This is a genomic window from Aminobacter aganoensis, assembly GCF_014206975.1.
GTDB lineage: Bacteria > Pseudomonadota > Alphaproteobacteria > Rhizobiales > Rhizobiaceae > Aminobacter > Aminobacter aganoensis.
The window spans coordinates 1-14,203 of the sequence record NZ_JACHOU010000036.1 but is presented as its reverse complement, the minus strand read 5'-3'; the positions used below and the strand labels follow the sequence as shown (position 1 = coordinate 14,203).

General features: G+C 60.9%; 14 protein-coding genes and 1 pseudogene. 2 read left to right on the top strand and 13 right to left on the bottom strand.

Annotated elements, in window-relative coordinates:
- Nucleotides 1–213 (top strand): aldehyde dehydrogenase family protein (locus tag GGR00_RS27945; RefSeq protein WP_184701571.1); only part of this gene is annotated, 213 nt, incomplete at its 5' end.
- 271 nt (nt 214–484) lie between these two features.
- Here GGR00_RS27945 and GGR00_RS27940 read toward each other — a convergent pair.
- The 11 genes from GGR00_RS27940 to GGR00_RS27890 form a co-directional block, all read right to left on the bottom strand.
- Entirely contained in the window at nt 485–1,321 is an 837-nt protein-coding gene (locus GGR00_RS27940; RefSeq protein WP_184702817.1) for a carbohydrate ABC transporter permease, read from the bottom strand.
- Nucleotide 1,322: 1 nt separating this feature from the next.
- Entirely contained in the window at nt 1,323–2,249 is a 927-nt protein-coding gene (locus tag GGR00_RS28470) for an ABC transporter permease subunit (RefSeq protein ID WP_184702815.1), read from the bottom strand.
- Between the two features lie 65 nt (nt 2,250–2,314).
- Nucleotides 2,315–3,583 (bottom strand): ABC transporter substrate-binding protein, encoded by a 1,269-nt coding sequence (locus GGR00_RS27930; RefSeq protein ID WP_184702813.1) that lies wholly within the window; start codon nt 3,581–3,583, stop codon nt 2,315–2,317.
- 80 nt (nt 3,584–3,663) lie between these two features.
- Nucleotides 3,664–4,470 carry an SDR family NAD(P)-dependent oxidoreductase gene (locus tag GGR00_RS27925; protein WP_184702811.1) on the bottom strand — a complete coding sequence of 269 codons (807 nt, stop codon included), beginning with the start codon at nt 4,468–4,470 and terminating at the stop codon, nt 3,664–3,666.
- Entirely contained in the window at nt 4,467–5,552 is a 1,086-nt protein-coding gene (locus GGR00_RS27920) for an ABC transporter ATP-binding protein (RefSeq protein ID WP_184702809.1), read from the bottom strand. The genes GGR00_RS27925 and GGR00_RS27920 overlap by 4 nt, the downstream gene beginning before the upstream one ends.
- A gap of 10 nt (nt 5,553–5,562) precedes the next feature.
- Complete coding sequence (locus GGR00_RS27915) at nt 5,563–7,263, bottom strand: SMP-30/gluconolactonase/LRE family protein (RefSeq protein WP_184702807.1); 1,701 nt, start codon at nt 7,261–7,263, stop codon at nt 5,563–5,565.
- A 143-nt stretch (nt 7,264–7,406) separates the two neighbouring features.
- Entirely contained in the window at nt 7,407–8,468 is a 1,062-nt protein-coding gene (locus GGR00_RS27910) for an ABC transporter ATP-binding protein (protein WP_184702805.1), read from the bottom strand.
- A gap of 9 nt (nt 8,469–8,477) precedes the next feature.
- On the bottom strand, nt 8,478–9,308 hold the full coding sequence (locus tag GGR00_RS27905; protein WP_184702803.1) for a carbohydrate ABC transporter permease: 831 nt from the start codon (nt 9,306–9,308) through the stop codon (nt 8,478–8,480).
- Complete coding sequence (locus tag GGR00_RS27900) at nt 9,308–10,276, bottom strand: carbohydrate ABC transporter permease (RefSeq protein WP_184702801.1); 969 nt, start codon at nt 10,274–10,276, stop codon at nt 9,308–9,310. The genes GGR00_RS27905 and GGR00_RS27900 overlap by 1 nt, the downstream gene beginning before the upstream one ends.
- Before the next feature lies 1 nt (nt 10,277).
- Nucleotides 10,278–11,552, bottom strand: coding sequence for an ABC transporter substrate-binding protein (locus GGR00_RS27895; protein WP_184702799.1), 1,275 nt, complete (start codon nt 11,550–11,552; stop codon nt 10,278–10,280).
- Nucleotides 11,553–11,587: 35 nt separating this feature from the next.
- Nucleotides 11,588–12,727 (bottom strand): mandelate racemase/muconate lactonizing enzyme family protein, encoded by a 1,140-nt coding sequence (locus GGR00_RS27890; RefSeq protein ID WP_184702796.1) that lies wholly within the window; start codon nt 12,725–12,727, stop codon nt 11,588–11,590.
- A 98-nt stretch (nt 12,728–12,825) separates the two neighbouring features.
- Here GGR00_RS27890 and GGR00_RS27885 point away from each other — a divergent pair, with 98 nt between their 5' ends.
- Nucleotides 12,826–13,818, top strand: coding sequence for a LacI family DNA-binding transcriptional regulator (locus GGR00_RS27885; protein WP_246441727.1), 993 nt, complete (start codon nt 12,826–12,828; stop codon nt 13,816–13,818).
- Between the two features lie 146 nt (nt 13,819–13,964).
- Here GGR00_RS27885 and GGR00_RS28570 read toward each other — a convergent pair whose 3' ends face one another.
- A complete protein-coding gene (locus GGR00_RS28570; RefSeq protein WP_281389350.1) occupies nt 13,965–14,093 on the bottom strand; it encodes a hypothetical protein in 129 nt (42 codons plus the stop codon).
- Nucleotides 14,093–14,203, bottom strand: a pseudogene (locus GGR00_RS28660) (putative sulfate exporter family transporter); the annotation flags it as partial. The gene GGR00_RS28570 and the pseudogene GGR00_RS28660, both read right to left, overlap by 1 nt.

Genomic DNA, 14,203 nt, shown 5'->3' with positions numbered 1-14,203 from the left:
TCGTCTGGCGTCTGCACCAACGACTTCCGGCGCATGCAGAAATACATCGCAGGCCTGCAGGTCGGCACCGTGAACATCTGGGAAGTCCCCGGATACCGCATCGAGATGTCGCCATTCGGCGGCATCAAGGACAGCGGCAACGGCTACAAGGAAGGCGTCATCGAAGCCATGAAAAGCTTCACCAACGTCAAGACATTCTCATTGCCCTGGTAAGAGCTGGGCCGCTCGCAGCTTGGCAGCAGGCCCGTATTAAACGGTCCTGCTGCTTTTTTGTATTGCAGCCGACTCTTGCAACGTAAGCGGCAGCCACCTGCGAGGCATCACCACCCAGTCCAGCGGTTGGTGTCTGCCCGGGCTGCTGTAGCCAGGATGTGATTTCGATTTCCACGGCAGAGAGGGGCCGCTTCCAGCCTTCCTGCTTTTCGGCATAGATCATCTCATAGCTGCCCTTTCGCGACCTTCGGCAACCCTACCTCAGGTCCAGCTATTTGATGGCGCCTGCAGTGACGCCCTGGATAAAATAGCGCTGCAAGAACATGAAAGCGATCACGATCGGCGCAGAGGCGAGCAGCGAAGCGGCCATCGCTCCGCCCCAGTCCGAATTGACCTCGTTCAAATAGGTCAGGAGGAGCCCCGGACCAATGGTGCGTTTGTCGTCGGAGACGATCAGCGTCATCGAATAGAGCAGGTCGTTCCAGGACCACATGAAGGAATAGAGAAACACGGTGACCACCGGCGGAACGGAGATTGGCAGCACGATAGTGTGGAAGATGCGCAGGTCGCTCGCCCCATCCGCCCGGGCTGCATCGATCAGTTCGTCAGGCACCTGGCTGAAATAACTGTACAACATGTAGGTCGACACCGGCATAGCGAAGACGATGTAGCTCAGGATGAGGCCCAGGCGCGTATCCAACAGACCGAGATTGCTCATCATCGGGTAAAGTGAAATGAGAAGCAGGCCAAAGGGAAACATCTGCGCCGACAGCATGAACAACATGACCGGCTGGCGTCCCGCGTAACGGTATTTGGCGAAGCTGTACCCTGCGTAGAGCGCAAGGATCGTCACCAGGCAGGCGCTTGCGCCTGAAACGATCAGGCTGTTGCCCAGATACATGGGCAGCTTACCGGCGGTCAGCGCCTTGACGAAATGCTCCAGCGTCGGCGCAAGCGGCACGGGCGTCGGCACAGCACGATACAATTCGGTATTGCCTTTGATGGACGAGATGACCAGCCAATAGATCGGGAAAAACAGAAAGAAGCCGATGAAGGCGAGCGCGACACAAAAGATCGTCTTCGCCTGCCGACTGGAAAGGTCGAACATCTCAGTTTCCCTTCACCAGCATGCGCAGGTAGAAAAAGGCCGGCGGCATCAGCGTAGCGACCCACAGGACGCCGATCGCGGAAGCGAAGCCGATATCCCACTGCTCGAAGGCCCGCTTGTATACCTCGACGGACAACACCGTCGTCGCCCGCACCGGCCCGCCCTGTGTCAGAGCATATATCGTGTCGAACTGCTGCAGATTGCCTATGACCCCGAGCACGACGACAATGATCAGCACGGGCCGCAGATGCGGCAGTATATGATCGCGCAGGACGGGCCAATTGCCGGCCCCATCAACCCGCGCGGCGTCGATCTGCTCCTTGTCGAGGCTCTGCAGGCCAGCGAGGAAGAACGACATGAACAGCGGGATCGACAGCCAGATCTTGGTCAGGATCACCGCCAGCATCGCGCCCTGCGGCGTCGACAGCCAGGCTTGCGGCATGTCGATCAACCCGACCTCCATGAGGAAGGCGTTGAGCACGCCGTAGCGCGAGTTGAATATCCAGGCCCAGACGAAGGCGCTGACAGTCGATGGCAAAACCCAGGGCAGCAGCGAAAGCGAGCGCAGCGCGACGCGGCCCCGAAACGGCTGGTTCATCAGCAGAGCCCAGGCAAGACCGAGCACAAGCGTGCCGGCGGTTGCGCATAGCACGTATATTGCCGTGGTGGCGAAGGCCGCCCATACGTCAGGCGACGCAGCAATCTTCGCAAAGTTGCTGACGCCGATGAAGCGGGGCGCGTTCATCTCGATTGTGTATTCGAACAGCGACAGCCCCAACGCCTTCGCAAAGGGGTAGAGAATAACAGCAGTGAAGGCGACCGCGGCTGGAAGCAGCAGCAGTAGACCGATGCGGCTCTGCCCGCCCTTGAGTCCGCGCCGATTGGCGAGCGGCGAGACTGGATAGTTGCGCATCATGTCGGCTGCCACGGCTTGCTCCGTCGATACTGGAGGGCGTCGCGGACGATCGGATGTCGGTCGCGACGTTTCTCGTCTCAATTTGCGGGCTTAGCCTTGGCCATCGAGTCCGAAAGACGCGACTGCATGGCCGCGATGGCGTCATCGACGCTCTTCAGCCCAAGCATCGCCGCTTGCACTTCCTCGCCAACGATCTGGTTCAACTCTGCCGCATTCGACCAGATCCCAACCTCGTTGGGCCTCGGTTCGCCCGCGGCCTTGGCCCAGTTCGAAAGATATGCGTCGCCGGCTACTTTTTCGCGGGCCGACTTCGTGGTGGGAAGAGCGCTCAGGGCAATCGGGAAATCGGTCTGCGCTTCATCCGAAGTCGCATAGGCCAGGAGTTTCGATGCTGCGTCTTCTGGGACTGCCTTGGCGTCCGGCGCGAACATCGAGAGGATGTGTCCCCATTGGACGGATACCGGCTTGTCGCCGCCCTTCAGGACCGGCATGGCCATCGGAAGAACATTCGCGTCGAACGCCTCACCCTTGCCGGAAAAGTCACGCAGGAAGCTGCGGGTCACCGGCGCGTCGATATAGAAGCCAGACTGTCCTTGCGCTGTCAGCCGACGGGAATCCGGGCGGTCGATTTCAGGGGCGGCCAGCCGCTCCTTCACAAGGTCCACGACAAAGGCGAGAGCCGTGCGGCTGGCGTCGCTGTCGATCACGGCTTTGCCGCCGTCGTCAATGATGCTCCCGCCGAACACCCAGTTCCAGATCATGAAATCGAGCACGATCGAGCCGTTGTTCTTGGTTGCCATCGGATATGGCACCGAATTGGGAATCTTGTCACGGATGGTGATCAGCGCGGCCTTGAACTCTTCGACTGTCTTCGGCACGGCAACGCCGGCCTGTTCGAGCACGGCCTTGTTGGCGACCATACCAACCGTTCCCGAAAACAACGGCAGGCCCCATTGATGACCATCGATATTTCCGAGTGCGAGAGCTTCGGGCGCGAATGTCGCTTCCAGCTTCTCCTTGCCAAAGACTGTGTTCAGGTCCACCAGCGTGGGCAGGTTTACGACGGTGGGCAGCCAGCGTTCCTGGAGCTGAACTATTTCAGGCAACGTGTTCGAGCGGGCCTTCAGAAAAATGTTCTTCTGCATGTCGCCCCAGGCGAAGCCAAGCGGTTCGACCGTAAGCCCGCTGCTCGTCTTGAAGCCAGCAATCATACGTTCCACCGCCGGCTTGTTGGCCGGTTCGGCGTAGCTCGAGCCCATCCAAGTCAGGTCCGCCGCCCGAGCGGCGCCCGCGGTCAAAGCAAGGGCGACCGCGGCCGCCGTTATTAGTCGTGGCACTCTTGTCATTGTCTCCTCCAGGGACGCTGCTACTGGGCTCTGTCTGTGTGATCGCGGCGAGCGCCGTTCCGCTTGATGCAAATTCCTGTCTAGACGACCCCGCCATCGACGATGAAAGTCTGGCCGGTGATCAGGCGGGAGTCGTCCGCCGCGAGGAACAGCGCCATGCGCGCGATATCGGGCGGCAGCAGGTGTTCCTTGAGGCATTGTCTGGTCAGGTAGTCCGCAAATTTGTCCTGATAGATGCGTTTGGCGCGCTCCACTTGGCGCTCGGTGAGAACCCAGCCCGGTGCGATCGAATTTACACGGATGTTACGTTCGCCGAGTTCGCGGGCCATCGACTTGGTCAGGCCCATGATCGCCGCCTTGGCGGTTGTGTAGAAGATCAGGCCTGGCGCCCCGAACATCCACGAAATGGACCCCATGTTGATGATCGAGCCTGCGCCGGCCTGCGTCATCGGGGCGACGAGCGCCTGGGCCGCGAAGAACTGGTGCCGCAAGTTGACCGCAAGTCGATCGTCCCAATACTCCGGCGTAACCTCTTCCAACGGCATTCGATCATCATTGCCGGCATTGTTTACGAGCACGCGCACCGGGCCGGTTTGGTCAGCGAGAGCCGCGACGGCGCCGCGCATGGCGTCGATGTCGCGCAGGTCCACCGCTGCGAAGGCTGGCCGATTGCCTGTATTGGCTAGCACCCGCTCGGAGGTCGCCTCGGCCGCTTCGGCGCTCAGTTCGAGGAAACCAACACGGCAGCCCTGCGCACAGAAATGTTCGACCAGCGAGGCGCCTATTCCCGACCCACCGCCGGTAACAATGACGCCCTGGCCGTCGAGGCTAGAGTAGCTGGCTCCAGCGACCGCGACCCTGGCGATGAGCTCCGGATGCATTGTCATGCTGCCACTCTTGCATTGCCAGAAGACGTGATGGCGGTCCCATCGGCGGCAAACGCGTGGATCACCGAAGCATCGACCTCCACGCCGACTTCCTGCCGGGGCCTGAATGTCTTTTCCCCCGGGATGCGAGCCACTACGGTTTCCTCAGCGCCGTTCAGTGCGACATAGGCGTATGTGTCCGATCCCAGATGTTCCGTCATCGCCACGACGCCGGACAGCGTGTTCTTGCCACGCTCGGCCAATGTGAGATGCTCCGGCCGAATGCCTATTTCCACGGGCGCATGGGCGAAAACCGGCAAGGTCACGCTGCCGCCGGCCACGGCATAGCTTCCGTTGCCGCATCCCTTGCCAAGTTTGAGAAAATTCATCTTCGGGCTGCCAATGAACCCGGCGACAAAGCGGTTCCCCGGCTTGTTGTAGAGTTCGAGCGGGGAGCCGATCTGCTCGACCTTGCCTGCATTCAAGACAACGATCTTGTCGGCCAGTGTCATGGCTTCGACCTGATCGTGAGTGACGTAGACCATGGTCGTGCCGAGTCGTTCTTTCATGCGGGCGATCTCGATACGCATGTCGACCCGCAGCGCGGCGTCGAGGTTTGAAAGAGGTTCGTCGAACAGGAATACCTTCGGTTCGCGCACAATGGCGCGCCCGATGGCGACGCGCTGGCGCTGGCCGCCCGAGAGCTGCCGTGGCTTGCGGTCCAGATAGGCATCGAGACGCAGAATTCTGGCGGCTGCCTGTACGCGCTGCCTGATCTCACCGTTCGGTGTACCGGCCAACCGCAGCGCGTAACCCATATTGTCGGCCACCGACATATGCGGATAGAGCGCGTAGGACTGGAACACCATGGCGATGCCGCGCTTTGACGGCGGCACATCGTTGACGATGTGCCCATCGATGGCCATCGTTCCTTCGCTGATCTCATCAAGACCGCAGATCAGCCGCAGCAGTGTGGACTTGCCGCAGCCTGACGGGCCGACGAAAGCGACGAATTCTCCGTCCTCGACGGTTAGGTCTATGCCCTTCAGTACATCGGTCGAGCCGTAGGACTTCTTGACGCCACTAAGTTCGAGCTTAGCCATTGTTGCGCCTTCAACCGGCAAACTTGAAATTAGGCATGCCCTTGACGCCCGTCTCGACCGCAAACACGCTTCCTGAAAGCGGCGCTTCGGCCAGTTGCGCCACAGAAAGGCGGATTCGCGCGGAGGTGACGTACAGTGTGCGCATGTCGGCGCCGCCAAATGTGCAACTCGTCGGCCGCGGGATCGGCAAGTTGATCACGCGCTCCACCTTGCCGTCGGGATCGTAGCGGGTGATGCACCAGCCGTCCCAGTGCGCGCACCAGACGAAGCCATCCGCGTCGACCGTGAGGCCATCCGGCTTGCCCTCGGCTTCCGGTACAACGACGAAGGGCCGGCGATTGGCGATGGCGCCGGTCGCCAGGTCGAAATCGTAGGCGTAAATGGTCTGGCGTGCAGTGTCGGTGAAGTAAAAGGTCCGGTCGTCCGGGCTCCAGCCAAGTCCGTTCGAGACGTGCACACCGCTTTCCATGTGATGAACACTGCAGTCGCCATCGAGACGCCAGAGATTGCCCTGATCCGGGGTCGTATCGATGGCCAGCGTTCCTGCCCAAAGCCGACCCATGCGGTCGCATTTGCCGTCGTTGAAGCGATTTCCCGGACGGTCTCCTTCCGGCCGGGCGAGAACGGTCATGTCGCCGCTGCGCAGATCGACCGAGCGGATTTCACCATGCATGCCGGCGACGAAGCCGCCGCTCTCGCGCGCAACCACGAAGCCGACGAGCTCCGGCACTGTCAGGTTCGTGTGCGTGCCCTTTTCGATGTCGCCGGCGATGATCGCAGGTGCCAGAATGTCCACATAATAGAGCTTGCCGTCCTCGGCGGACCAATGCGGGCCCTCGCCGAGAAAACTGCTGGCTGGAATCACGCAACTGACATCGGCGCGTTCCGGCCCAAGCGGACGCGGCGTGGCGGCAAGCGACATGACGAACTCTCCAAAATTTCCGGCGGTGCGGCGTGCTGCTTCGATGACATCGCGCCCCAGCGCATGCAGGCGATCTTCGGGCAGCCGGGAGGATGGGCCGACGATGCCAATCGCGCCGATCGGCTCGCCGCGATGATCGAGCACGGGAGCGGCGACGGACGAAATGCCGCTGTTCTGTTCATTGAGGGATATGGCGTAGCCGCGGGCCTTGATGAGATCGAGTTGCCGTGAAAGCTCCTCCATATCGACGATAGTGCTCGACGTCAGACGTTGAAGCTCTGAATCGGCAAGCAGAGCTCGGCGCCTTTCCAGCGTCAGGTGAGCCAAAATCGCCTTACCTATGCCGCTGGCGTGCGGCGCGACGCGTCCGCCGACGCCATTGTTCAAGCGCAGCGCTTGGGGTGCTTCGCGCTGGTCGATATACAGCACGCTTGCAGCGTCAAGCACGCCCAGACGCACCGCCTCGCCAGTCATGTCTCGCAGCCGACCCAATTCCGGCTCGGCCGCCCCGCGCAAATCGAAATTGTCCCAAACCCGGTGCGCCCACTCGAAGATGCGCGGGGCAAGCCGATACACCTGGTCGCGGGGGTCGAAAGCGAGCAGCCGCTCATCGACCAGCGCCTGCAGAAGCCTGTGCAGCGTGCCCTTGGCCAACTGCGTCTGATCCAGAAGCTCGGTAAATCTCAGGCCGCGCGGTTGGCTAGCGACAGCCTCGACGATCTGGATGCCGCGTGTCAGGGCTTGAACTCCAGGAACGCCGCCTTGGTTCTCTATCTCGCTGAGCAGCATGACTATCCTCTCCCGGAAAGGCGCCTTGCGCAGGCTCCCGACACCCAACGAATATTTGGAACTAAGTTCCACGTCAATAGGATTTTGGAACTAAGTTCCAATTGTTGTGAGTTGGAGATGTATCGATCCTGCCTCGATCAACGTCAGGCAATCCTGGAGCCCGTTTCCGCATCGAAGAGGTAAAGCGCTTCGGTCGGCAGCATCACATTGATGATGTCGCTGGGGCGGACGTCGGCGGCAGGGATGACCATTGTCGCCGACTTTCCACAAATGGTCCCAGTCAGATCCATTTCGTCCCCGGTCGGTTCGACAAGTTCGACACGAAACGGATGGCCTTCCTTGCTCTCGGAGGTGCAGCGGAGCATGTGTTTCGGACGTATGCCGACAAGAACCTCGCGCCCATCAAGCGCATCGATCCTTGATGGAAACTCGATCAGCCTCTCGTTGAGCTTGAGCGTGCTCGCGCTGACCATGCCGTGGAAAAAATTCATTGACGGTGAGCCGATGAAGCCGGCGACGAAGCTATTGGCGGGCTCGCGATAGACCTCCATCGGCGGCCCGACCTGCTCAACTCTCCCGTTCCGCAGCACGACGATCTTGTCGGCCATTGTCATCGCTTCGGTCTGATCGTGCGTCACATAGATCGTGGTGGTCTTGAGGCGCTGATGCAGGGATTTGATTTCTGCTCGCATCTGGCCGCGAAGCTTGGCGTCCAAGTTGGATAGCGGTTCGTCGAACAGGAAGACCTTGGGGTTGCGTACGATAGCCCGCCCCATGGCGACGCGCTGGCGCTGGCCGCCTGAAAGGTGCCTTGGGTAACGATCGAGGAAAGATACAAGGTCGAGCACTTCGGCCGCGCGGCGAACTTGCGTTTCGATCACCGCCTTGTCGGCATTGGCGAGGCGAAGACTGAACCCCATGTTCTGCGCAACGGTCATGTGTGGGTAGAGCGCATAGCTCTGGAACACCATGGCGAGATCGCGCTGCTTGGGCGGCAAACCGTTGACGACGGCGCCGTCGATGCGGATTTCACCCTCTGACACTTCCTCCAAACCGGCGATCATGCGCAGCAAGGTCGACTTGCCGCAGCCGGAAGGTCCCACCAGCACGACGAACTCGCCGTCGTTGATATCGATGTCGACGCCATGAAGGATCTGTGTCGTGCCGTAGAATTTACGAAGCCCGCGAATTTCGACCGATGCCATCGTCTTCTCCTAACCTTTGACCGCGCCGGCTGTGATGCCCGCGACGAGGTGCCGTTCCAGCACCGAATAGATTGCAACCACCGGGAGAACGGCGACGACGGCTGCCGCCATCAGCTCGTTCCATTGCACCTGATATTCACCCTTCATCGTCGCGATACCCACCGGCAGGACGTACATGTCAGGATCGGTGGTGAGCACCAGCGCCCACAAATAAGCGTTCCAGGCAGTGAGGAATGTAAACATAGCCACCGCCACGATTCCGGGACGCGCCAACGGCAGGACAACAAGCCGGAAAGTCTGAAGCCGAGTCGCGCCATCCATGATGCCTGCCTCGTCGAGTTCGCGCGGGATGACCCGGAAGAAGCCGATCAGCATCCAGACGGCGAACGGCAGGGCAAAGGAACTGTAGACCAGGATGAGCGCGACATACGAGTTCAGCAGCCCCACGTCGGCGACGAGTTGATAAAAGGGAACGACGAGCAGCGCCTCCGGCAGCATCTTGATGAACAGCAGCGCCAGGATGACCAAACCTTCGATGCGCATGGAGAAGCGTGTCAGACCGTATGCGGCCAGCGACGCCAGCGCGAGCGACAACACGGTCGTTCCGCCGGCGACGATGAAGCTGTTCAGGAAATACCGCCCGATCGGCCGCGTCTCAAACAGCGTCCGAAACGCATCCAGCGACCAGTTCGCGGAAAAGAAGCTTGGCGGCGACTGGAAGACCTCCGCCGCCGGCTTCAACGCCGTATTGACCATCCAGTAGATGGGAAACAGCATGATTGCCAGTGCGATGAGCAGCGCCACCGTTTCAATCATGCGGATATGGACCGGCGTCTTCATCAGTCTTCCCTTGCCTTGCCGAGGCGCATGGCGCGCAGATAGAAGATCGAGAACAACAGGATGATACCCAGGAGTACGATGCCGATCGCCGAAGCGCGGCCGAAATTGTTCTGGGTGAAGGCCGTGTTGTAGATCAGGACCGGCAGCACTTCGGTCGCATCGATTGGCCCACCGCCGGTCATGACCGCGATGATGTCGAAGTGCCTGATGGTGTAGATGAGATCGAGCGTCGAAGAGACGATCAGCAGATAGCGCAGGTTCGGCAGCGTCACGAAACGGAACTGTTGCCACGCCGTCGCGCCATCCATGGCGGCTGCTTCATACTGGTCCTTGGGAATGCCTTGCAAGCCGGCCAGAAGCAGTAGCATGACGAAGGGTGTCCCGCGCCATATGTCGACGATGATCACCGAGGCCAGCGCCAGCGAAGGCGTACCGAGCCATGCCTGGTAACGGTCCACGAGGCCGATTCCGGAAAGCATGTAGTTCACGACGCCGAACTGCGGTTCGAGTAGCCATACCCAAATGATCGCGCCGATCGAAGGCGCGACGATCCAGGGCGCCAGGAAGCCCACCCGGAAAAGCGTACGGGCAAAGACTGCACGCTTCAGAAGCAGGGCAAGCCCTAGCCCAACCAGCATGTGAAAGAACACGCATACCGCGGTGAAGATTACCGAGATGCGCAGGCTGTCCCAGAACTGCGTACTGGTGAAGATGTAGAGATAGTTGTCGAGACCCGTGAAATCCGACCGCAGCCCGCGGGTGCGCTGCAGGCTGGTCCAGAAGGCGCGCGCAAGCGGCAGCGCGATCAGGGCCACGGTGAGCAGCAGCGCCGGCGCCAGGAAGTAATAGCCGTGCCGGCGCTCTCGGCGAAGGCCAGGTCCACGCCAGACGCTGCGGGACCGGGAAGCCACCCCGATCCCGACGTCGTCAGCCTGGCCCGCCGTCGCGGGCCTGGTCGCCACGGACATCCTATTTCTCCTGCAGCCGCGCGGTCACCTGCGCGTCCAGTTCCTTGAAGATCGCCTCAACCTGGTCCGGATGCTCGAGAGCCATTTGCACGGCGGCGACGACATCCTTGTTGGCGATCTGCTCCCAGGCCGGAGTCGGCAGCGGAATGGTCAGCGCCGTGGAGCCCATTTCCAGGAATTTCTGCACGACCTGGTTGGAAGCCACCGCCGGGTCCTTGGCCACGTCGCCGCGCATTGGCATCCAGTTGCTGGCGGAGACCATCTTCACCGCCCATTGCGGTTCGGTCATGAACTTTATGAATTCCCAGGCTTCCTTCGGGTGCGCGCAACTGGACGAAATGCTCATGGCGGTAACCGTCGCCACCGTGCGTGCATCGGGCGCATTGGCAGGCGGCGCGCCCACCACGATCTCGTCCTTGAGGCCGGGATTGTCGCTGAGCACCTTGGCGATGCCCCAGTAGGCGTTGCGCATGGTCGCGATCTTCTGCTGCGCGAACAGGATTGTCTGCTCGTTGTAGTTCAGTGTCGCCGGCGCGGGGGCGGTCACTTTGTGCTTGGTAGCGAGGTCGATGTAAAACTTGATTGCCTCCAATGACTTCGGGTCTTTGGCGAAGGTTGCCTCCGTCAATTCGTCGTTGAAGGCCTTGCCGCCATTCGAATAGATCCAGCTCAACAGAACACGCATGGTTGTGTCGGTCGGACCGGCGAGCACCGCCGTGCCCCACTGATCGGCGCCCGTGAGCCTTTTGGTCCAGTCGAGATAGTCAGCCCAGGTCTCAGGCAGATTGTTCGGGTCGAGGCCAGCCTTCTTCACAAGGCCCGCATTGTAGATCTCGCCATAAATCCCGGCATAGAAGGGGAGACCGTAAAGCTCGTCTTCGAAGGTCAGCGCCTTGAGGCCGTTCTCCGTCCAGACCGATTTGTATTCGGCCGGTTCGGCGTCGAGCATTTCGTTCAGCGGCCTCAGATAGCCGTTGAATGCTGCGGTGGGCACCGGTACCGAGGCGACACATGGGGCTTGCTGGGCCTGCGCCGCCGTCACGAACTTCGTCCAGTTGTCCTTGCGGGGAACGATTACCGGCTGGATCTTCACATTGGGGTTCTTGGCCTCGAAGGCAGCCACCATTTCTTTCCAGATGGGCTCATACTGAGTCTCGCTGAGCGCCGTGGCCTGCCACTGCAAGGTGACCTTGTCCTGCGCCATGGCGCCGGGCGCAAGGAGCGCGCAAAGCACGAGTGCTGTACCCGGCATCTTCAGTTGCTTGGCGTATGTCATTGCGGTCCTCCGTTTGGTGCGCCCTCTCGAGAGCGTCAGTGAAACAACGCGCCGGCGCGCTCGAAACGCGGAATCCGGCCCTGGGTGCGGTCGTTCAGGGCTGCCAGATCGGGCTCCAGCCCAAGCCCGCTCCCATCGCCGAGCTTGAAATCACCATCGACGAGGCGAAGCGGGTTCGAACTGGCGCGATCGCGCAGTTCCCGATCCGGTTCGATCTGCTCAAGGACGAGGAAATTTGGCGTTGCAGCCGCCAGATGCGCGGAAGCCGCCGTGCATATCGGTCCGCCGGGATTATGCGGCGCGACTGTGACCTGATAGGTTTCGGCCAGCGCTGCTATCCGGCGCAACTCCGTGAAGCCGCCGCCATGCATGATGTCCGGCTGCACGATGCGGCAGCCGCCGGTATCCAGCAACTCCCGGAATTCGTAGCGCGAAAGCAGCCGCTCGCCGACCGCGACCGGAATCGGCGATTCTTTTTGCAGATCGGCGATCGCCTTGGCGTTCTCGAAAGGAAACGGCTCCTCTATCCAGCCCGGGCGGAACGGTAGCAGTGCGTCGATCATGATCGGCGCGGTGCGCGGCGAAAGCAGTTCCGCGCATTCGATGTAGATTTCGGTTTCGGGCCCCGCACCCTCGCGCGCTGCCGCCATCAGTTCCTTGACGCGCTGGACCGCGCCGTAAAAGTCGTCTCGCAGAAGCTCGAACCTGAATGGACACCACTTGAAACCCTTGAATCCCCTGCGCACCGCTTCACGTGCGCCTTCATACGCCTGTTCTGGTGAGTCGATTCCCTGCAACCAGTGGCTGGCATAGGCACGCAGCGAGGTCCGGTGCGGGCCGCCGAACAAACGGTAAAGCGGCACGCCCAGTCGCTTCGCCTCCAGATCCCACAGCGCGATGTCGATCGCGCTCAGCGCGGTCATGAACACCGCACCGCCGCGCCAGCGCCAGGCATTGTAGAGGCGGTGCCAATGCCGCTCCGCGCCACTGGCTTCCTGACCGATCAGATGCGCCGCATATTCCTCGATCGCCGCCAGCACCGGAGAGATCGGGCCATGCAAGGAGGCCTCGCCCCACCCCGTGGCCCCGGCGCTGTCGGTGATCTTCACGAAGACCCAGTCGATCCAGCCCACATTGTACTTAAACGTTTCAATCTTTTTGATCGTTTCCGGCATTTTCAGTAATCCAGGTAAGTTAAACGTTTAACTAGCAGAGTGGACGAGGGCGCGCAAGTAGCGTAAAATCAATTTCGTTGAATGGATCAGGATGGGGCATGCGGAAAGCAGGAAGGCGGCCGACGATCTCGGACGTAGCGCGGGATGCGGGGGTGTCCATTGCAACGGTATCTTATGTCTTGAACGGCAAGCGGGCGGTAAGCTCACAGGTTCGCGAGCAGGTTCTGGCGGCTTCCGACGCGCTCGGCTATCGCGTCAACAGCGCCGCCCAAACACTGCGCCGGCAAAGTTCGAAAACCGTCGGGCTTTGCATGACCACGGTCAGTACCGTTTATCTGCGTGAACTGGCGAATGCGCTTGATGAAATCGCCACGGAGAATGGTTATGAGCTGGTTCAGGTGCTCACCCGCCAGGATCCGGCGCGTGAGCTAGCGCGCGTCAACAGCCTGCTGAGCCGCCAAGTCGACGGCATCGTTTTGCTGCCGAGCCTGCATCCTCAGGCCGCGTTGGAAGCGATCAGCCGCTCGAGTGCACCGTCTGTGGTGGTGGACCGCATCGGCGAAGATGACCGCTTCAGCTACGTGATCGTCAACAACAACAAGGCCATGCAGGATCTGGTGCGTCACCTCATGGGGACCGAACATCGGAGGCTGTTGTTCGTTGCTCAGAATCTCGATGTCGTGACCACGCGCCATCGCCTAGCCGGCCTGGAGGAACAAGCCAGGCTCGCCGGCGGCGCGCTCCGCTATCAAGCGATCCAGCGCGGTGACGATGAAGTTGCCTACGCCACCCGCCTGCGCCACTTACTGGAACAGCCGGATCCGCCGACGGCGATCATCGCTGGCAACAGCAGCGTTGCACTATCGACGTGGAAAGCGCTACTGGCGGCGGAAAACCAGCAGGCCGTTGCAATGGCGACGTTCGACGACCCTGACTGGGCTGACCTGTGCCAACCGGCTATGATCAGTGTGCGCGTTCCGTTCCGGACCTTTGCAGAAGCCACCTGGGAGCTTCTGATGCAACAGATGGAAGGTAGGTTTGATGCGGCGAGGACGATCCAGATCGACGCGGGACTTGTCGTCAGAATGTGACTGGGAAGATCGGTCATCGAAGATCGCCATACACGGCCATCGGCGGTCTTGGCCTGCTTGACACGCTCGTCGTCAACGCCGGCGTTTCACCTCTATTAAACAGATGGCTCGCTCTCCGGGAGCATGGAAAAAATCGTTGATGGCGATCAACGCGATGAACTGACCTGCCGCATGCACCGGCGGACACTTTCTTGGTCAATGGCTATGCCCTCGGCGAGCACGATGCGCCGGGGTGCCTGTTTCGCGGTCTTGATGATGCGTTCCAGCGGTTTCATCAGGCGTGTCCCAGATAATAGATGCCGGCGAGGATGAAGAGGCCGATGAAGATCGTCTCGGCGACGATCAGGGCGACCGCGTCGCCGCCGACGTCGAGCACGCGGCGCAG